The organism is Riemerella columbina (assembly GCF_030517065.1).
Taxonomy (GTDB): domain Bacteria; phylum Bacteroidota; class Bacteroidia; order Flavobacteriales; family Weeksellaceae; genus Riemerella; species Riemerella columbina_A.
The window spans coordinates 2,000,957-2,019,293 of the sequence record NZ_CP103950.1 but is presented as its reverse complement, the minus strand read 5'-3'; the positions used below and the strand labels follow the sequence as shown (position 1 = coordinate 2,019,293).

20 protein-coding genes and 1 other RNA gene are annotated in these 18,337 nt (G+C 39.4%); 8 read left to right on the top strand and 13 right to left on the bottom strand.

The window, feature by feature from the left end; translation table 11 throughout:
- Positions 1–10 precede the first annotated feature (10 nt).
- Positions 11–976 (bottom strand): polysaccharide pyruvyl transferase family protein, encoded by a 966-nt coding sequence (locus NYR17_RS09540; RefSeq protein ID WP_302505466.1) that lies wholly within the window; start codon positions 974–976, stop codon positions 11–13.
- Positions 977–999: 23 nt separating this feature from the next.
- On the opposite strand from NYR17_RS09540, the gene NYR17_RS09535 reads away from it, so the two are divergent.
- From NYR17_RS09535 to NYR17_RS09505, 7 genes are all read left to right on the top strand, one after another.
- A complete protein-coding gene (locus tag NYR17_RS09535) occupies positions 1,000–2,202 on the top strand; it encodes a glycosyltransferase (protein ID WP_302505465.1) in 1,203 nt (400 codons plus the stop codon).
- Complete coding sequence (locus tag NYR17_RS09530) at positions 2,199–2,792, top strand: acyltransferase (RefSeq protein ID WP_302505464.1); 594 nt, start codon at positions 2,199–2,201, stop codon at positions 2,790–2,792. The genes NYR17_RS09535 and NYR17_RS09530 overlap by 4 nt, the downstream gene beginning before the upstream one ends.
- Positions 2,764–3,915: a glycosyltransferase gene (locus tag NYR17_RS09525; protein WP_302505463.1), complete on the top strand. Its 1,152-nt coding sequence runs from the start codon at positions 2,764–2,766 to the stop codon at positions 3,913–3,915. Before NYR17_RS09530 ends, NYR17_RS09525 begins: the two co-directional genes overlap by 29 nt.
- 5 nt (positions 3,916–3,920) lie before the next feature.
- The gene (locus tag NYR17_RS09520) at positions 3,921–4,472 is read left to right on the top strand and encodes a serine O-acetyltransferase (protein WP_438826603.1); all 552 of its coding nucleotides are present in this window, start codon (positions 3,921–3,923) and stop codon (positions 4,470–4,472) included.
- A gap of 122 nt (positions 4,473–4,594) precedes the next feature.
- Complete coding sequence (locus tag NYR17_RS09515) at positions 4,595–5,275, top strand: carbonic anhydrase (protein WP_302507067.1); 681 nt, start codon at positions 4,595–4,597, stop codon at positions 5,273–5,275.
- Between the two features lie 17 nt (positions 5,276–5,292).
- Complete coding sequence (locus NYR17_RS09510; protein WP_302505462.1) at positions 5,293–5,583, top strand: hypothetical protein; 291 nt, start codon at positions 5,293–5,295, stop codon at positions 5,581–5,583.
- 174 nt (positions 5,584–5,757) lie between these two features.
- Positions 5,758–7,362: a SulP family inorganic anion transporter gene (locus NYR17_RS09505; RefSeq protein ID WP_302505461.1), complete on the top strand. Its 1,605-nt coding sequence runs from the start codon at positions 5,758–5,760 to the stop codon at positions 7,360–7,362.
- Positions 7,363–7,622: 260 nt separating this feature from the next.
- Here the strand turns inward: NYR17_RS09505 and ssrA are convergent.
- Positions 7,623–8,023, bottom strand: a transfer-messenger RNA (tmRNA) gene (gene ssrA, locus NYR17_RS09500).
- A gap of 176 nt (positions 8,024–8,199) precedes the next feature.
- Between ssrA and NYR17_RS09495 the strand changes: the two genes are divergently transcribed.
- Positions 8,200–8,853, top strand: coding sequence for a hypothetical protein (locus NYR17_RS09495; RefSeq protein ID WP_302505460.1), 654 nt, complete (start codon positions 8,200–8,202; stop codon positions 8,851–8,853).
- 72 nt (positions 8,854–8,925) lie between these two features.
- Here the strand turns inward: NYR17_RS09495 and NYR17_RS09490 are convergent, their stop codons facing one another.
- The 11 genes from NYR17_RS09490 to NYR17_RS09440 all read right to left on the bottom strand — a co-directional run bounded on the left by NYR17_RS09490 (position 8,926) and on the right by NYR17_RS09440 (position 18,324).
- Positions 8,926–9,462: a GNAT family N-acetyltransferase gene (locus NYR17_RS09490; protein WP_302505459.1), complete on the bottom strand. Its 537-nt coding sequence runs from the start codon at positions 9,460–9,462 to the stop codon at positions 8,926–8,928.
- 9 nt (positions 9,463–9,471) lie between these two features.
- On the bottom strand, positions 9,472–9,693 hold the full coding sequence (locus tag NYR17_RS09485; RefSeq protein WP_302507065.1) for a PspC family transcriptional regulator: 222 nt from the start codon (positions 9,691–9,693) through the stop codon (positions 9,472–9,474).
- A 6-nt stretch (positions 9,694–9,699) separates the two neighbouring features.
- Positions 9,700–10,962 carry a DUF2851 family protein gene (locus tag NYR17_RS09480; protein ID WP_302505458.1) on the bottom strand — a complete coding sequence of 421 codons (1,263 nt, stop codon included), beginning with the start codon at positions 10,960–10,962 and terminating at the stop codon, positions 9,700–9,702.
- A 137-nt stretch (positions 10,963–11,099) separates the two neighbouring features.
- Positions 11,100–12,236 (bottom strand): N-acetyl-alpha-D-glucosaminyl L-malate synthase BshA, encoded by a 1,137-nt coding sequence (bshA, locus tag NYR17_RS09475; RefSeq protein WP_302505457.1) that lies wholly within the window; start codon positions 12,234–12,236, stop codon positions 11,100–11,102.
- The gene (locus tag NYR17_RS09470; RefSeq protein WP_302505456.1) at positions 12,233–13,936 is read right to left on the bottom strand and encodes a glycoside hydrolase family 3 protein; all 1,704 of its coding nucleotides are present in this window, start codon (positions 13,934–13,936) and stop codon (positions 12,233–12,235) included. Before NYR17_RS09470 ends, bshA begins: the two co-directional genes overlap by 4 nt.
- A 106-nt stretch (positions 13,937–14,042) precedes the next feature.
- Complete coding sequence (ribA, locus tag NYR17_RS09465; protein WP_302505455.1) at positions 14,043–14,630, bottom strand: GTP cyclohydrolase II; 588 nt, start codon at positions 14,628–14,630, stop codon at positions 14,043–14,045.
- 2 nt (positions 14,631–14,632) lie between these two features.
- On the bottom strand, positions 14,633–15,115 hold the full coding sequence (locus NYR17_RS09460; protein ID WP_302505454.1) for a hypothetical protein: 483 nt from the start codon (positions 15,113–15,115) through the stop codon (positions 14,633–14,635).
- Positions 15,108–15,722, bottom strand: coding sequence for a DUF4254 domain-containing protein (locus tag NYR17_RS09455; RefSeq protein ID WP_302505453.1), 615 nt, complete (start codon positions 15,720–15,722; stop codon positions 15,108–15,110). Before NYR17_RS09455 ends, NYR17_RS09460 begins: the two co-directional genes overlap by 8 nt.
- A 27-nt stretch (positions 15,723–15,749) precedes the next feature.
- Entirely contained in the window at positions 15,750–15,947 is a 198-nt protein-coding gene (tatA, locus tag NYR17_RS09450) for a twin-arginine translocase TatA/TatE family subunit (RefSeq protein WP_302505452.1), read from the bottom strand.
- A 35-nt stretch (positions 15,948–15,982) separates the two neighbouring features.
- Positions 15,983–17,533, bottom strand: a complete 1,551-nt coding sequence (locus tag NYR17_RS09445) for a murein hydrolase activator EnvC family protein (protein WP_302505451.1) — start codon at positions 17,531–17,533, stop codon at positions 15,983–15,985.
- Positions 17,530–18,324, bottom strand: coding sequence for a DUF4292 domain-containing protein (locus tag NYR17_RS09440; protein ID WP_302505450.1), 795 nt, complete (start codon positions 18,322–18,324; stop codon positions 17,530–17,532). The genes NYR17_RS09445 and NYR17_RS09440 overlap by 4 nt, the downstream gene beginning before the upstream one ends.
- Between the last annotated feature and the right edge of the window lie 13 nt (positions 18,325–18,337).

Genomic DNA, 18,337 nt, shown 5'->3' with positions numbered 1-18,337 from the left:
AGAATATAAATTATTTATTATATAGAGATATATTTTTAAAATCTTTTAGCCACTCTTCGTAAAAGGATGATAACTTTCCATAATTATTATCTAATATTACAACATGTTTCCCCATTAGCACAGCAAGTATCATTCCGTGTAATCGTGTTGTATAGATGGTTTCGTATGAACTGAAAAATTCAATTCCCATATCAATGAATTTTTCTTTACGATGATTATCTTTAATACCGTATCTGTCATCTATAAAAAAAGAGAATAGGGGCATTTTTTTTAAAAAAATTGCAATGCGGTCTAACCGATGTTCAAACCTTAATTTTTTGTGTCTTTTTTCTACGGAGGTGTTAAATGTTGGCCAATCCAGTATATCATAAGGTTGTTCTAACTGTATGCTTAGTTTAATGTTTTCATTATCTTTTCTGTTCATGATAAGTGTTTTTGAGCCTTTATTAGATGTAGAAAACCGATCCAAATCTATGCAGAAAGCCATATCAGGTAGTAATAAAATGGTAGCTTTGTGGAAATATTTAAGGGCTAAATCATAAGATTTTTTATCTCTACAGCATATGGTAATATCAGGATGCTGGTTAATAATTTGAGCGTCTCTCAATAAAATATCTTCTGACTGATAATGTAAAGTTTGGGGTAAAATAATAATCTTATTATTTTTAAATTGGTGAATTAGTCTGATTCTAAATTCATTAACTACAGGGTAGATGTCTCCAAAATTACCACCACCATGCATAAGTAAGGTAGTGTTAGTCCTTATTTTATCAGCAGAAAAGAATTTTAAACTACATTCATAATATTTTTTATAAGGAATGTTTTTTAAAAAATAAAGCTCCCCCTCCCAAATTAAGTTGTCTCCAATATTATCATGGTCAGGAATATCAATAAGGGCAAAGTCTTGAGAAATTAAGGGGGTAAGACTCTCTTCTAAGATGCGTTTTAATTTGATTATTTTGTCAGAATTTATCATACAGCAAAGATATTAAAATATATTTGAAAATAGATGAAAATTATTATACCTTTGCAATCATTATGGCAGTATCACAAGACAAAATAAAAGTGTTATTTCGGCACCGTTCTATGGAAATGGGGGGCGTGGAAAAAGTGCTTCTCAGTATGCTTAATCATCTCGATAAACAGAAATTTGAACTTTCTGTGGGCATCAATCTGCACCAGGGCGAACTCCGAAATGCCATTCCCAGCGATATCAAAACTACTTTTTTAGCCAAAGGAAAAGAGGATTTTTCCAAGAATAAAATACTATATTACACCCAGTTAGCCTTAAGAAAATGCCAACTGAATTTATATAAAATTTGCCCTTGGATTCTGCATCAGTGGATTATGAAAAACAATGCCGATGTAGAAATCGCCACGGGGTATACCATGTTTGATGATGTGTTGAGGTCTGCCAATAAAAAATCAAAAAAAATCGGCTGGTTTCACTCGGATATCACTTTTCCCAAATTACAGCCCATTGTCCCGAAATTATTGCAACAAATCCCCAAATTTGATTACTTTATCTTTGGTTCTCAACAAGCTCACGATATTTTTGTAAGCACTTATCCAGATGTGGAATTGCCACCTAACCAAGTGGTTCTCAACGCTATTCCGATTGAAGAAATTAGAGTCAAAGCGGCACAAGAAACCATACAGCGAGAGGCTGTTCCTACTTTTGTAGGGGTTGGAAGGTTGCACAGTCGCAAAGGATTTCATACTTTATTAGAGGCGCATGCTCAGCTTTTAAACGAGGGTTTTGCCCATCAAATTTGGATTATTGGCGATGGCGAGGAATACGAGGCATTGCGACAACAAATCCAAGCCTTAGGCGTGGAGAAAAGTTTCTTACTATTAGGCACGAAAATGAATCCTTATCCGTATATTCAAGCGGCTGATGCATTTATTATGCCTTCGGAATCAGAAGGTTGGCCGCTCATTATTGCCGAAACGCTCATTCTCAAAAAACAGATTATCGCCACGCGCGTAGGGGGCATTCCAGAGATGATTCAAGATAGAGAAACAGGATTATTATGTGAATATAGTATTGCAGATTTAGCAAAAACCATGAAAATTTTCTTTGAAGATAAAGGCACTATTTATCACATTGAAAAAAATCTACAAGATATTGATAAGAAATTTGATAATCAGAAAATATTTAATACCGTTGAGGATATTATAATTAAAACCGTTAAAAAATGATATTTCTTTATAGAGCAATACTTAAACTTCATACCCTATATCAGGCATTTATAGGTCGTATTTATATAGAAGTGAGCAAGGCGAGAGGACTAAAAGTAGGGAAAAATGTTCAATTTATAGAGGCACCTGATTTTGGTTCCGAGCCTTTTCTTATTGAAATTGGGGACAATACAAAAATCACAGCAAATTGCACTTTTATCAATCATGATGGGGCGATGTATGTGATTCGCTCAATGGAAAAGTACGAAGATGCGCGAAATTTTGGACGAATTAAAATTGGAAAAAATTGCTTTATCGGGAATAACTGTACCCTTCTACCGGGCGCGTCTATGGGGGATAATTGTATATTGGGAGCGGGTTCCGTACTTAATTCCTCTATGCCAGATAATGCGGTCTATGCGGGGGTTCCAGCCAAAATGATATGCACCATAGAGGAGTATGGAGATAAAGCCCTGGCGCATAATGTTATGTATCCCCGCGAGCTGGAAGCCGACAGAAAAGCCTTAGAAGCATATATTGCAAAAAATTTACCTCATTCTTATAAACCCATCAAAACCTACCATGCCCACCAAGAAAAAAATCCTTATTAGAATAGGCTCTATGCGCCATGGCGGTGCCGAAAAAGTGCTGGCGACTTTCCTTAAAGAATTGCCACCAGAGCGGTATGAAGTGGATTTGTTGCTCAATCTCTATTCGGGGAAATATCTGTCCGAAATTCCAGATTGGGTTAATGTTTTGTACCTTAATCGAGGCGAAATGATTACCACCAACCGACCGCAGGACATTCCGAAAAAAGCGTTTAGAGTCCTGTATCAGTGGGTGTTGAAGAAATTTCCGAAGTTGTTGTATTCCTTGATTTTGAAAAATAAAAAATACGATGTAGAATTCGCAGCGATACACGGTTTTAGAGATGAAATTCTCAATTCGCCGCTTCGGGGTTCTAAAAAAATCGTGTGGATACATAACGACCTCCGAAAAACCGAGTTTTACAACTATACCGATGACGAAATTCGGAAGTTTTTTGGGTTTGATAAAATTTTAGTGATCTCAGAGCATATTCAGCAAGATTTTGAAAATTTAGCCCAAACCGATGAGGAACGACAAAAAATAGAACGAATTTATAACCCATTAGATACCCAAGATATCATCAATAGAAGTTTGCAATCTCTTGATAAAGAGGAATTTAACTTGTCTGTTTTCCTTTCTGTGGGAACTGTTTTTCCTCAAAAAGGTTTTGACCGATTGCTCAAAGTTCATCGAAGATTGTTAGATGAAGGCTTTCCGCATCGGGTTCAGATTTTGGGCGATGGCTATGATTTTCAGAATATTAAAAAACTGGTGGAGGAACTTGGCGTGGCAGAAACGGCAACGATGGTCGGCTTTACGGATAATCCATATCCGTATTTTAAAACGGCGGATTTTTATGTCCTCAGCTCCCGCTACGAGGGCTATCCAACGGTATTGTTTGAGGCGATTACACTAAAGAAAAACATCATCGCTACCGATGTTTCTGGGGTTAGGGAGATGCTTCTCAATGGAGATTTGGGCTGTATTGTAGAAAATTCCGAAGAAGGCATTTATCAAGGTATGAAAAGAGCACTCACGCAGCCAGAGGCATTTCAGCCGTATCAAGAGCGTTTGGCAGATTATCAGATGCCGTTTAATTTAAAAAACTCGGTTGAGAAAATCACAAAAATTATAGACCAACTTTAGCAATTATGAAAACCATTATACAAAAAGATTTTTACCGAGCAACGGGACAGTGGCTTTCTCCGTTTTCCATTTTGAAGAAATGTTGGAGCCCTAATTTGCATTATATTTATTGTTTTAGAAAGGCACAGCACTACTTGCATACCCCTATTTTAGGCGCGTTTTGGAAAGTGGTACTTCGGCATTATCAAATCAAATATGGTTTTCAGATTTATCCTGAAACTCAGATTGGCGAGGGTTTTTATCTTGGACATTGGGGCGCCGTGGTGGTCAATCCTAAAACGATTATTGGCAAAAACTGCAATATGGCGCAGGGCGTGACCATCGGACAACAGAACCGAGGCAAAAAACAAGGTACACCAATCATCGGAAACCAAGTCTGGATAGGGGCTAACGCTGTGATAGTGGGCAATATCAAAATCGGAAATAATGTGCTGATAGCCCCCAATGCCTATGTGAATACCGATGTTCCCGATAATGCCATCGTGGTCGGAAATCCCGCAGAAATTATCCCTAACGACAACGCTACCGAGGGGTATATCAACCATATGATCTCTTAAAAAACTGTTAAAATACTTTTACAACGATAGATAACAACAAAATTTGCACAATTTTTGATGCGGAAGGGCAGTGTCGGAAATTATGGAAAAGCGATGAAACTAATTTTTAAATTTTATATATGATGAGTAGTAATTCGTACGAAGTAATTTTCGAAAACAACAAAAAATGGGTAGAAGGAAAACTTCACCAAGATGCCAATTTTTTTAAAAAATTAGCCGAAACACAAACGCCTGAGTTTTTGTACATTGGTTGCTCTGACAGCCGTGCTACAGCGGAAGAACTGATGGGGATGAGCCCTGGCGAGGTCTTTGTTCATAGAAATGTGGCAAACATCGTGAACGCCTTGGATATGAGCTCTACCGCCGTTATTCAGTATGCTGTGGAACACTTGAAGGTCAAGCACATCGTGGTCTGTGGGCACTACAATTGTGGTGGCGTAAAGGCGGCGATGACCTCCCAAGACTTAGGTTTGCTCAATCCTTGGCTTCGTAATATTCGAGATGTGTACCGCATCCACCAAGCGGAGTTAGACAAAATTGAGGACGAGGGCAAGCGCTATGATAGACTTGTGGAGCTTAATGTGCAGGAACAATGCATCAATGTGATTAAAATGGCGTGCGTGCAAGAACGCTACATCTTGGAGGAATTTCCTATCGTACACGGTTGGGTGTTTGATTTAAGAACGGGCAAGTTGATAGATTTAGAAATTGATTTTGAGAAAATATTGAAAAATATTCAAAAAATCTACAACCTTACCGATTCTGATTGGGTGATGAGGCGCAGAAAAACCTCTAAACCTTAAAAAATATCATTTTTAAGATGAAACTGAGAAGCATTTTTGTATTATTGATTTTCCTTAATTTTATGGCGTTACCGAGTATCGCTAAGGTGATGGATTGGGAAATTCCAATGGCAAATATCACAGTTTCTGAAGAAGAAACCCACACGGCTCCGTTTTCGTTTTCGGAGAAAATACTTCCTGAGCAGATGAGCCTCAAAGCGCTTTTTGTCCACTTAGAGATAGAAAAAGCACCCCGTGTTTCTATACACACAGAGCCCGCTCATCGGTCGCCAATATTATCTATAACCACGCCGCCTCCCGAGGCTTAGGCTTTTTCTCAATTCCCAATTTTTATAACGATTTTTTGACTTCTTAGCGATGCTTTGGAGGGCTGATGTTTTGTATTGAATTTGCAGATAATCATCGGGTTAAAAATCGCGTTCAACTTATTTTTACCTTAATCTATAAGGTTAAGGCTTCACGATTATAATTTAATTTTACAAATGAAAAAAACATCATTGATAGGGGGGATTAAGGAAAATTTCCCTGCAGGACTTGTCGTATTTTTAGTGGCTTTGCCGCTTTGTTTGGGGATCGCTTTGGCATCTGGCGCACCGCCGTTATCTGGCGTTATTGCGGGGATTGTGGGCGGTCTTGTGATCGGTGTGATAAGTAATTCTCATATTTCAGTGTCTGGACCTGCGGCGGGTCTGGCAGCCATTGTTTTAGCCGCCATTTCTGATTTAGGCTCCTTTGAGCTCTTTTTGTGCGCAGGGATTATTGCGGGATTGATCCAGTTGACCTTGGGCTTTATAAGGGCGGGCAGCATTTCTAATTATTTCCCTAATAATGTGATAGAAGGGATGTTAGCAGGGATTGGCGTGATTATTTTCTTGAAACAAATTCCGCACGCGCTGGGCTATGATCAAGATTATGAAGGCAATATCACCCTTTTTGAAAGCGGTTACAATTGGGATTCTATACAAAATTATGTCGTTAATCTCTCGCAATCTGTACATTTCGGAGTGATGGCGGTTACAGTGGTTTCGCTGATGATTTTGCTGATGTGGGAGCGCATTTCAGCATTAAAACAATTGAAAATGTTGCCAGGAGCCTTGGTGGCGGTGCTTGCAGGGATTTTGCTCAACGAGGTTTTTATCCAAACAGGAAGCACTTGGGCTATACAATCAGAACATTTGGTGAAACTCCCTGTGCCACAGTCGGTTCAAGATTTTAAAAATATGGTTACCCTTCCTGATGTTTCTGGTTTTTTAAATGTTAAGGTCTGGATTCTTGGGGCAACCATTGCGGTGGTGGCGTCTATTGAGACTTTGCTTTGTATAGAGGCTGCCGACCGTTTGGACACGCACCGAAGAATTACCGATACCAATTTAGAACTAAGAGCGCAAGGCATTGGTAATATCGTTAGTGCGTTGATTGGGGGCTTACCGATGACCTCTGTGGTGGTGCGTTCTTCCGCAAATGCGAATGCTGGTGCGACTTCTAAACTCTCCACGATGACACACGGTGTGTTGCTTTTGGTTTGTGTTTTGACGATTCCAGCGCTACTCAATAAAATTCCGTTGGCAACTTTGGCAGCCGTGTTATTGCTGATTGGCTACAAGCTGGCGAGCCCTTCTAAACTGATTCATTTCTGGAAAAAAGGAAAATATCAGCTGATTCCATTTTTGGCAACGGTAATAGCGGTGGTGGCTACAGATTTGCTGAAAGGGGTAGGGATTGGTTTGGTAATTTCCGTTTTCTACATCCTACAAGGGCATATGAAAAGGGCTTATTATTATAGCAAAGAAGATTTAGGCGATGCCGATGAGGTGACCATTAAATTGGCAGAGGAGGTGTCGTTCCTCAATAAAGCCGCCATTAAAAAAACGCTAAAAAATATCAAGCCTGAGTCTAAAGTCATTATTGATGCTCGAGGCACTTCTTATATTACGGTAGATGTGATAGAGCTGATTCAAGATTTTACCAATATCCGCGCTCAAGAGGAAGACATTACGGTAGAACTTTTAGGCTTCAAAACCTCATACCGAGACTACGAAAAAGACCAACATTCTCACATTAAAATAGAGCACCGAAGAGCTATGTAACCTTTATTTAATAAAGAATTTTATCCTCCGTCATCAATTTAATTGATGGCGGAGGATATAGTTTAAAATGATGATACTCCTCTATCTAAATAAATATGAAATTAAAAAGCTTAAGGTAATATAGAAATATTGATTTAAAATTAATATTTCAGCGATTTTTTATAAAGTGTAGCTATTATCATAAAAAAAGAACCATTGAAAATTCCAATAGTCCCTTTTTTAGTCCTTAATACTTTTAATCAGTTGATTGTAAGTGTGTTTTGTGGAGCTGGAGGGATTCGAACCCTCGTCCAAACAAGCAATACGCAAGCTTTCTACATGCTTATTTTGCTATTCATTTTCGACCTAAAACAGAGAGCAAACACTCAATTTCAAGCTTATCTTTTAGAGTTTTCGTCCTTTGGTCAAAGCCCCCAAAGGCTTATTTCTGCATTTCCTATGCCTCAAACTCGGTCGCCGCAGAACGGAGCTACCGTGAGACATCTTGTTTCCTTACTATACTTCGGGAAAAATGCTTATCCTACTATGCTTCGGATTAAGCAGCAAGAGCAAACTCTTCGTTGCCAGTTAAAATCTTGTAGCAAGGGATTAAAGAGATCGCGCTACGGTTCTCTGCATGCTTACTTACCCATTGACCTTGCTGTCGAAACCAGTCAGCCCCATAGGAAAAGTCTACAAAGTTAAGAAAATTTTAGATGAATACAAAAAAAAATAATTTTATAAAAATAAAACATTAAGGTTGATTTTGTTAATAAATGATAAATTGATGTTAAATAGGGTTGATTTTAATCAAAATAGCATTTAAATATTTACTTTTGAATTAATAAATAATTCTATATGGTAAAAACTTTATCCTTTCTCCTTTTATTTTTATCGATTATGGGGTTTGCCCAACAAATATTGAGCGGCTATATCACTGATGAAAGCGGTTTCGCCCTTTCGGAGGTCTGGGTGGTCAATCTGAGTAACGATGAGAAAACCAAAACCAATGCACAAGGCTTTTTCCAAATTAAAGCCCAAACAGGAGAACGCCTCCGTTGGGTCAAAAATGGCTTTGAAAGAAGTGAACATCAGCTCAATGCGCAAGATTTTAGTTCCATTTTTAAGTGGAAATTAAGGATTGAGGTAAGGGAAATTCCAGAAGTTAAAATTAGCATAAAAGCGACAGGCGATTTAAAAAATGATGTCCGCCAATTCCCTGCCCAGAAGGCGTTAAAGAACCTTAAACGCGATATTTATTTGGATTATCAAACCAAAACTTCAGCCGATTTACAGGAATTTTCACTGCAAAATGCAGAGCGTTTTATCCAACCCAAAGGTGACGGTTTTAGTGTGGGCAAGGTGCAAAATCAGTGGCAAGAGATAGATTTAATGATTCATTTGGTTGAGCATTTGGGCGACCATTATTTTGAAGCCTTGGGAATTTCCAAAATGGATAAGACCGCTTTGTTACCTTTGTTCTTCAAGATTTTGATAAGGCTCAGATATTAAAATATGGCAAACTATCGCCTGCGGATATTACCAAATTTATGATGAAAGCCGAAGCCGAAAAAGCCAAATTCCTCAATCAGAATGTTCGGTAGAAGAGTAAACTACCGCGTGAATTTCCTTAATGAGCGCCACCTGATTTTCTATGGTTTGATTTGCCATAAGATAGAGGTTTAAAGGGCTTTTTGAAGCCTCATAAGGCGGTTGTATATAGTCGGTGTCTATAACGACAAAGCCATTTCTGATGTAAAAATTCAAGCGTCTTTCTGCAATAGAATTGAGATGTGGAGGTTCGGTTTCCAAAATCACCGTTCCAAATTGAGTACCCAAGGATTGCAATACTTGAGAACCTAAATTTTGACCTCGGTAGGCAGGAAAAATTTCAAAATGTTCAATAAAAATCCCCGCAGAAACAGTCCATAAAATAAGATAGCCCACCATATCATCACCCTGAAAAATAGCGTGTGCCGAAGCCAAAGGTTGGTTTTTAACCAAAGCCCAAAATTGACTTTTGCTCCGTCTTTCGTCTTCTGGAAAAGCTTGACAATAAGACTGATAAACGAGTTCTAACTGCGCTATATCGGTGATTGGAATAGGGGTAATGCTCAACATCGATTGAAATTATAAATCAAAAACGCTGGGTCTTCGGATGATAAAAATGTCTTTAATCCACAGCATAAAAGCCATCCCAAGATAAAGCAAAAAGAAAAAGCCCGCCGTGGCAAAGGTGGAATAGATAAAGAACACCCTGAGTTTAGAAACGGGAATGCCCAATTTGGAGCCTACACGGGTAAGAACGCCAAACCACTCTCGCTCCATTCGGTGTCTCATATTTTGAAACATCATCTGTTAAGGTTTTAATAATTGATAACCAATGCTGCAAGTTAGACATTTTTTATGATTACAAAAAATTTTCTTTAAAAATAAAAATGCTTGGGTATCTTTCGCTGATTGAAAATGAACGCCTAAACGCTTCCAATAGGTTATGATGCTGTTGTGCTCTGCGGGAATTTCTTGATAAAAATTGAGAATATCATCAGAAATATTTTCTTTTTGATTTTTAAAATAGGCATATCTTAAAGGCAAAACGGCATTGATGAGAATCAAATGAATAAAAGCGGCGCTTAATTTTTTAGGCTTTTCTTCTGGGGTCGTTTTTCCAAAAGTATAATGCTTGTCCCAATAGGCAGAAGCGCTAATAGGCTGAAAAATAGTATATAAATCGTTGAGGTTTTGTGCTTCAATCACCTTAGAAAACAAATGCTGATGGGTAGCGTAGAGATGCGCCAGCTGAGAAAGCCTAATGGTAGGGAAGTTAGGCGGTCTCAACCTTAAAAATAACGGCGAAACCAAGCGCTCGGGTAGTTGATATTTGGCTTTTAGAAAATCAAACTCTCGTTTCCAAATGCCCATTTCGGGGTCTTCGGGTTTTTCTAACCAGCCACAGAGCCCAAAAAATAGGGCTTCTAATTGGGTTTGCCGTTGTCGTACTTTATTGATGATAGAAAAATCAAGCCCTTCCGCTAACTGTTGAAAAATTTCCGCATTGATTTTCAGTCCAAAAGCATATGCCAAATACCGAAAAAGCACCGCCTCGTAGTCGTTTTTGGTTTGGGTTAGCGCGTGCTCTATCTGCGTGGCTTTTTCATCTAATTTTTTGAGTAAAAGTTCATCAGAAAATAAGGGCGGTATTTTATTTTTATCAAAAAGACCTTCGCAAGGAATGCCTTGCTGTGCCGTCATCATTTTTTGATATTTATTCAGCGTAGCACCGTCTATATAAGGCTTTAGCGCTATGGTTGGAATGTTTTTCTGGGCTAAAACTTCAATCGTTTCATCGTGTTCATAAACGGCGTGCAGGATTAAATTATCATACTGCGGATTGTGCTGATGTTGGTGCTTAAGGTAATCAGAGGACCGCAGATGGAACTCTATATGTCCGACCAAAATAAGCCCTTGGTATTCTATTTTTGCCAAAAGAAAGTCTGGACCTGCGTTGGTATTCCAAGTGCCAAAGTTGAGAATTTTCACCGCAAAACCTTGAGTGTCAACTAAATTCTGAGCTTTAATCAACTTATGATGCCAAAGATATTGCAGTAATTGTTCTGTCATTCAGTCGGTTTTAGTTGAAAAATAAAATGCACAAAACCAGATTAACGCCAGTTAATAACAGAGATTGAAGCCGTGTTTTCATCAGTTTAAATTTAATGATGACTTGCTTACAAATATAAATGTTTTTTCTTTAAATCTTACTTTTTTTGATAAGAATTTAAAGTTTCTTGATACATTGCTTCGTATTGCGGAATAATATTTTTGATGTCAAACATATGAGCTATGGTTTTGGCATTGGCTTTCATATGAGCTAAAAGCGCCTCATCTTGGAGGAGTTTAATGGTATTGAGCGCCATATCCTCCACATCGCCTACGGGAGAAAGAAAGCCCGTAACCCCTTGAATATTAACCTCAGGAATGCCGCCAGCGTTACTACTAATCACCGCGTTGCCTGCCGCCATCGCTTCCAGAGCCGCCAGCCCAAAACTTTCTTGTTCGGAGGGGAGCAAGAACACATCCGTACATTTCAGCACCTCATAGAGGTTGTTGGTCTTGCCGAGCAATCGCACTTTATCAATTAAATGCGGATGTTCCACTAAAAAATGATTGATTAACTCCATTTCGGGACCCTCGCCAATGATGATGAGCTTGCTTGCCACCACTTTTTGAACGCGTTTAAACACCGCTAACACATCAGGAACTCTCTTGACTTTCCGCAAATTAGAAACATGGATCAGAAGTTTTTCATTATCCTCAGCCAGTTGATTTCTATGGCATATAGCATCAAGGCGATAGAGGGAATTATCGATGAAGTTCGGAATAACCAATATCTCTTTTTTGATATTGAAGGCTTTTAGCGTGTCCTTTTTTAGGCTCTCCGATACGGAAGTAACCGCATCAGAATGGTTGATAGAAAACTGTACAGCGGCTTTATAGCTGGGGTGCTGTCCCACCAGCGTGATGTCTGTGCCGTGGAGCGTGGTCACCACAGGAATTTGAATGTCTTCATCTTCTAACATTTGCTTGGCAACATAGGCGGCATAGGCATACGGAATGGCATAATGTGCGTGGATGAGGTCCAGTTGGTAGAGCTTAACCACCTGATAAATAGCGGAAGACAGAGCAATATCATAAGGTTGATATTTAAACAAAGGGTAGGTTTCCACATTCACTTTATGGAAGAAAATATTGGGATTGGTCATATCCAGCCTCGCAGGGAGGTTGGAGCTAATAAAATGAACTTCATAGCCTTTTTGGGCGAGGCTCATCCCCAATTCGGTGGCTACAATGCCGCTACCGCCATAGGTGGGATAGCAAAGAATTCCTATTTTCATCGTGATGGGTTTTCGTTGTTGGGTAGAATATCAATGCCTGAACCTTCCAAAATCTGTGGATTGACTACCACAGGTAATCTGCCGTGTATTTTGGTTTTTCCTTGCAAGGCTTTGGCGGTGGCAATCATCGATAAAGGATGATTTTCATAAGATACCAAAACCGTAGGGATTTGCCGAAGGTCTACCTCTTTAAGCGCATAAGGACTTCCAAAAATATCTAAAATAACTTGATGTTTTGCCGCGATGTTCTTGATTAACAGAAGACTGGCAGCGGAAATTTTATAAGGCTTGTACGCCGTGCTATTGTCTTTGTGAACGCTAATGATAATTTTGGCGTTGGCAGGCAGCGTAGCGAGGTCTTTTTTAGAGATAAGCCGCACTTGGAGCCCTTGTTTCAGCGTTTGATAAAAATCTTGATACGGCGCTTCCTCCAATGGGAGAAGGTAATAGGTCTCATCAGATTTTAAAGGCAGAGCGTGGGCATCATCTTTTATAGCGGTAAGGGCATTGGCAAAAAGTTGCTCCGTTAGCGCTCGGTGTTTTTCATTATTGAGTTCATATTCCCAATTTTGTGGTGAGAGATGTTGATTATGCGTTAACCCTAATAAATATTTGGTTTCCAAAATTTTAATAACGCTCTCTTTAAGGCGTTGCTCCGAAATCTGTCCCTCGGCGAGGGCTTGTTTAATCAGGCGTTTTCCAGAAGGGACATCTTGCGAAAAGAGCATAATATCATTGCCCGCTTTAAAGGCTCTAAGGTCAAGTTCCCCAGGGCTAAATTTCTTCGCTACGGCGTTCATATTTAAGGCATCAGTGATGATGAGCCCTTTATATTGGTACTGATTTTTAAGCAAATCCGTGATGATATGCTGAGATAACGACCCTGGAATTCCCTTTTGAGGCTCCAAGGCAGGGATATAAAGATGCGCCACCATAACGCCGCCAATTTTTTTATCCATCAAGGCTTTAAAAGGTGCCAACTCCACTTGGTTAAGGCGGTTCAGAGAATGTTTGATAACGGGCAAATCCAAGTGAGAATCGGTATTGGTGTCGCCGTGCCCAGGGAAATGCTTGATGCTGGCTAAAACGCCGTGGTCTTGGAGCCCTTGGCTATAAGCCAAACCTTTGGCGATAACGCGGTCTACATTAGACCCAAACGAACGGTTGCCAATAATCGGATTCTGAGGGTTGGTATTGACATCTACCACGGGTGCAAAGTCCCAATAGATGCCCATTTTCTTGCAATCTTCGGCAATTTGGCTTGCCATTTTATAAATCAGTTGGTTGTCTTGTACGGCACCGAGCGTCATCGCCCACGGAAATTTATGCGCTATCGGCAGTCTTTGGTACAATCCCCATTCGGCATCCATACCAATCAACAATGGGATTTTAGATTGTCCTTGAAATTCATTGACTAAATTGAAATGTCTATCGGCATCATCTTGCATTAAAATAAGCCCACCGATGTGTTCTTTCTCAACTAAATGTCTTACATTTTGAATAAAATCTTCGCCTTTATTGGTGTAGAGCGCCACGATGAATAATTGTCCTATTCTATCATCTATGGAAAGCTGTTGATAGGTTTTTTCGGCGTAAATTTTGGCTTCTTTTAGGGTTTCTGGCGAGGCATTTTTCGGCATATACTGTGCTTGAAGTCCCGCATAGCATAAGATGAAAAGTAAAGAAAGGTAAAATTTCATTAGAATAAAAATTAAAGTCTGATAAAGAAGAACAAATATACAATTTTTAGTCTGTATTGTGGCTTTTCATAAAAAAATCTTCCCCATTGGAGGAAGATCTGAGCGTTTATTGGTCGAGCAAGTGTCCGAAATAATCTTTCTTCACTTGCAGATAATCGCGGTTGATTTCGTTGGGTTTTATTTGGAGCGGAATTCTTTGTTTAAGCTGAATAGGGCTCTGTTCCACCAGTTTTACTTTGTCTGGATTGTTGGTCATCAGGTTAATAGCCTTGATGTTAAGATACTTTAAAATATCTACAGCGATGTTAAAATCCCGACCATCTGCGGGCAGCCCTAATTCTACATTGGCAGCCACGGTATCCAGCCCTTGTTCTTGCAGCGCATAGGCTTTGAGCTTGTTGATGATGCCGATGTTTCGCCCTTCTTGCCTTAGGTAGATGATCACACCGCCGTGTTTTTGCATATAAGCCATAGCGGCATCTAATTGCTGTCCGCATTCACATTTTTTGGAATGAAAAATCTCCCCCGTCATACACTCCGAGTGGAAACGGACATTAACAGGCTGGCTAAAATCTGTGTTTTCGGCGACTAATGCGAGGTGCGGCATCCAATCTGATGCGCTCTCAGAAAAAGCCATCATTTTAAATACCCCAAATTCTGTGGGTACATTGGCTTCAGCTTGGAGTTTCAACATATTTAGTTTTGAGAGTGAGAAGCATTTTTAGAAGCTTCTATTAAGGTAATATTGGTTTTTATTTTTACTAAATAGAAATTCAGCAATTCGTCTTGCTCAGCGGAAAGGTTTTTCCTTAACTTTTGTATTTTCTTATAAACGCCTTGTAGGTTATAGAGCACCTTGGCTCTGCGGTTTTCGTTGTACTCTCTAACGGCGTAGAGGTATTCTGTAACATTGAATTTAAGGGCGTCTATGGCTTTATTGAGTTTTTGATTTTCAAAAGTAGGGAGCGCCACAATAGCGTTAGAAAGCTCCGAGGCGTACTTAATCTGTGCCACATTGGTCTCTGTGGTTTTTTCAATATCCTTTAAGCTGAACCCCATTTTGCTGCTTCGGCTATGGCTCACGCTTTCTGACAGCGGAGAGAGATTCATTTTCTCCACTGAACACGAGGCAATTATCAGTCCCAATATCAATAATAAAAAGTAAGGTTTTCTAATCATTTTGCTTATTCTGATAGAGAATAGGGTTAAGGCTGTCATCATTATACATCTTCATTTGCTTATAAGTTTTAATCTTATTGTTACCGTTTTCTATATCAAAAAGCAATTGGTCTATCGCTTGGCTTAAGTCCTTTTTTTGTTCCTTTAAAATGGCTAACTTATCAGCGCACTTTGCTTGGTGTGCGGCGCTGGCAGATTCTCGCTGCGTTTCTATCTGCATATGATAGATTTTAAGAGCGAGTATAGATAGCCTATCAATAGCCCAAGCGGGACTTTCTGTATTGATTTTGGCATCAGGATGAGGCACTACCGATTGGTATTTATCCAAGAAAAAATCATCTATAGACTCCACTAAATCCGTTCTGTCTTGGTTAGAGCGGTCTATTCTTCTTTTGATTTTAAGAGCTTCCTCGGCAGAGATATTCTCATCTCGGATAATATCTTCCAAATGCCACTGAACGGTATCAATCCAATTTTTGGAATACAAAATATGTTCCAAAGTGTCATTAGGAAATGGATTTTTTTCTAAAGCATCTACGGAGTCCTCAGTATGATAATCTGCAATGGCTTGGTTAAAAACAGACCAAGCATTTTCTGAAAAAGACATTCTAAAAAAGTTTTTATAAGGCTGAAATTAAGGTTGTTGCTGTTCCTCTTTTTGGGGCACTTCTTTTTTATCATCCTCTTTTACCGCATCTTTAAATTCCTTGATGCCAGAGCCCATCCCTTTCATTAGTTCAGGGATTTTTTTACCTCCGAATAATAATAATAATATCACGACAACCAATACGATTTGCCATGGTCCTATGGCACCTAAAATTGTTATTAACATATCTATATTTTTTACAAAGTTACAATAAAATTTATTTAGTTAGATACCCAACCTAATGGGTCTACTGGTGTGCTGCCATTCCAAATTTGGAAATCTAAGGAATAAGAGCCCTCAAAATCTTGGGCAATAGTTCCAATAGGCGTACCAGCCGAGACTTTCTGGTTTGGAGAAACCGACACGCTCGAGAGGTTACTGTAAATGGTAAAATAATTACCGTGCTTTACAATCACCGTTTTGGTCCCCCCCACGAAAGAAATTCTGGAAACTTCCCCAGGGAATACGCACTTGGCGGTGGTTCCTGGCGCTACTGCAATCCTAATGCCGTTGTTTTCCTCCACAATATTTTTGAAAACAGGGTGAGGCTGTCGCCCAAAGCGGTGGGTCACTTGCCCTCTGTCCACAGGGAAACCAATTCTCCCTCTATTTTCAGCGAAGTTGGAACCCGTGGCGGCGCCTACACCAAAGGCGGTCATGGTTTTTTCTTCTACTTTTTTCTTCTCTTCGGCTTTCTTTTTAGCGAGTTCTGCTTCGGCGGCTCTTGCAGCGGCAGCTTTATTAGCGGCGGCTTTGGCTCTGTCGGCAGCTTCTTTGGCATCTTTTTCAGCCGCTATACGGCGGGCTTCGTTTCTGGCGTTTTCTTCTGCTTTGGCTGCCTCCGCTTGTTTTCTGGCATCTTCCGCTTTTTTGCGCTCTATCTCTGCGAGCCTCGCCGCTTCGGCTTCGGCTTTTTTGCGTTCTCTTTCTAAAGCTTCAGCGCGGGCTTTGTTTTCGGCGTCTATTCTGGCTTTCTCTCTGGCTGCCGCTTCGCGGGCTATTCTCTCGCGCTCCAATCTCGCTTTGCGCTCTGCCTCGGCTTTTGCTTTGGCAGCGGCTATTTCTTCATTGATGATTTTGCGGATTTCGCCTTCTATTTTTTTAGATTGTACTTGCTTTTGCTTCAACTCTTCTGTTAATGCGGCTTCGTGCTTTTTAAAGTCTTCTAATAAGAGTTCTTTTTCCTTCCTTTCGCGTTCTATTACGAGGAGATCCTTCTGTTGCTGGGCGAGTAGTTGGTCTTTCTCTTTTACAGATTTCTGTTTTAGGGTAATGGTTTTTTGTATTTGCGCGGCTTTGTCATTGATTTCTGCTGCTTTTTTATCTTGATAATCAGAGTATTGTTTTAAATATTGTACACGCCGTAAGGCTTCGCCTAAATTTTTGGAAGAGAGGATAAAGGTCACTTTGTTTTGGATACCTTTATTTTTATAAGCTTTTACTAAAATATCCGCATAATTTTTCCGTAAAATCGCCAATTCTTTTTTGTATTGGTTGATTTCTTTTTGGCGCAGATAAATATCGTCTTCTATAAATCTTTTTTCCTTTTGTGTGTTGTTATAAACCTTCTCTCTAAGTTGGATTTTTTTATTGACATTATCCAAGTACGCCACAGAAAGCCTGGCTTCTTTTTGGGTTTTAGCGAGGTTGGCGTTGATGATGGCAATTTGTTTTTTAAGCTCTGCACTTTGTTTTTGTAGCTGTTCTTTCTTTTGTGAGAACGCTAAACCAAAATACAATATACTGACGATAAGACTTAACTTTTTTATCATTTAATTTCTTTCTTTTGATAATTGTTGGGCACGGCATAAGGTGTGCTCATAGTAGAAAAGTCAAATTTCGTGTTTTCTATGAAAATTTGATCTACTTTGTCAGTTTTTATAATAATTTTAACATTTTTCGGGAGGTAGGTTTGGTCAAAACTTTCCCAGTTGTCATAAAAAACTTCTAAATAATCAGAGGTTTTAAGGTCGGACAACTTCACTTTTTGGAGTAGAAAATGACTGTTATAAGTCAAGCTGACATTGTATTCTTTGGTTTTTCCATCCACCACCACTTTCTGAGGTCGGGCAGAAACCAAGCTGTAGCCTTGTGCATTTTGGGTTAAAGTAAAATCTCGCTCGCGGACGGGGATAAAAGTTTTGCCCACCAGTAGATTTTGGAGCGCAGTATAGTCGATAAAGTTGACATTCAGCAATTGGTTGAGGTAAGAAAAATCAGAATCTATATAGGTTTTGTTGTATTTTTCATAACCTTTGATGCCCGCTGGCGTGGCTATACCTCTGGCAACATTAAAAAACAGCGCAGAGAGGTTGATCCATACTTTTTTCTCGTTTTCTATATAAACCAAGGCGTCTAAAGTCGGGATAAATTTGCCATTTTCTATTCGGATTTTACTTGAAATCTTAACGGCTTCAAACTCCGATTTTTTAGTAATGTTATCAAAAAATCCTGCCTCTTTACCGATGGGCTTTTGGGTATCTATGGGTTTATGGTTCACCGTTTTTTGCGAGCCACAAGAGAAGAGCAATAGCCCCATAAAGAGCAATACAATCTTTTTCATTTGGAATAGGTTT

What these genes read in the sequence shown, in the direction of transcription:
- NYR17_RS09540 (WP_302505466.1), bottom strand. Translation starts at nt 976, where the DNA reads ATGATAAATTCTGACAAAATAATCAAATTAAAACGCATCTTAGAAGAG.
- NYR17_RS09530 (WP_302505464.1), top strand. Translation starts at nt 2,199, where the DNA reads ATGATATTTCTTTATAGAGCAATACTTAAACTTCATACCCTATATCAG.
- NYR17_RS09525 (WP_302505463.1), top strand. Translation starts at nt 2,764, where the DNA reads ATGCCCACCAAGAAAAAAATCCTTATTAGAATAGGCTCTATGCGCCAT.
- NYR17_RS09520 (WP_438826603.1), top strand. Translation starts at nt 3,921, where the DNA reads ATGAAAACCATTATACAAAAAGATTTTTACCGAGCAACGGGACAGTGG.
- NYR17_RS09515 (WP_302507067.1), top strand. Translation starts at nt 4,595, where the DNA reads ATGAGTAGTAATTCGTACGAAGTAATTTTCGAAAACAACAAAAAATGG.
- NYR17_RS09510 (WP_302505462.1), top strand. Translation starts at nt 5,293, where the DNA reads ATGAAACTGAGAAGCATTTTTGTATTATTGATTTTCCTTAATTTTATG.
- NYR17_RS09505 (WP_302505461.1), top strand. Translation starts at nt 5,758, where the DNA reads ATGAAAAAAACATCATTGATAGGGGGGATTAAGGAAAATTTCCCTGCA.
- NYR17_RS09495 (WP_302505460.1), top strand. Translation starts at nt 8,200, where the DNA reads ATGGTAAAAACTTTATCCTTTCTCCTTTTATTTTTATCGATTATGGGG.
- NYR17_RS09490 (WP_302505459.1), bottom strand. Translation starts at nt 9,462, where the DNA reads ATGTTGAGCATTACCCCTATTCCAATCACCGATATAGCGCAGTTAGAA.
- NYR17_RS09485 (WP_302507065.1), bottom strand. Translation starts at nt 9,693, where the DNA reads ATGTTTCAAAATATGAGACACCGAATGGAGCGAGAGTGGTTTGGCGTT.
- NYR17_RS09480 (WP_302505458.1), bottom strand. Translation starts at nt 10,962, where the DNA reads ATGACAGAACAATTACTGCAATATCTTTGGCATCATAAGTTGATTAAA.
- bshA (WP_302505457.1), bottom strand. Translation starts at nt 12,236, where the DNA reads ATGAAAATAGGAATTCTTTGCTATCCCACCTATGGCGGTAGCGGCATT.
- NYR17_RS09470 (WP_302505456.1), bottom strand. Translation starts at nt 13,936, where the DNA reads ATGAAATTTTACCTTTCTTTACTTTTCATCTTATGCTATGCGGGACTT.
- ribA (WP_302505455.1), bottom strand. Translation starts at nt 14,630, where the DNA reads ATGTTGAAACTCCAAGCTGAAGCCAATGTACCCACAGAATTTGGGGTA.
- NYR17_RS09460 (WP_302505454.1), bottom strand. Translation starts at nt 15,115, where the DNA reads ATGATTAGAAAACCTTACTTTTTATTATTGATATTGGGACTGATAATT.
- NYR17_RS09455 (WP_302505453.1), bottom strand. Translation starts at nt 15,722, where the DNA reads ATGTCTTTTTCAGAAAATGCTTGGTCTGTTTTTAACCAAGCCATTGCA.
- tatA (WP_302505452.1), bottom strand. Translation starts at nt 15,947, where the DNA reads ATGTTAATAACAATTTTAGGTGCCATAGGACCATGGCAAATCGTATTG.
- NYR17_RS09445 (WP_302505451.1), bottom strand. Translation starts at nt 17,533, where the DNA reads ATGATAAAAAAGTTAAGTCTTATCGTCAGTATATTGTATTTTGGTTTA.
- NYR17_RS09440 (WP_302505450.1), bottom strand. Translation starts at nt 18,324, where the DNA reads ATGAAAAAGATTGTATTGCTCTTTATGGGGCTATTGCTCTTCTCTTGT.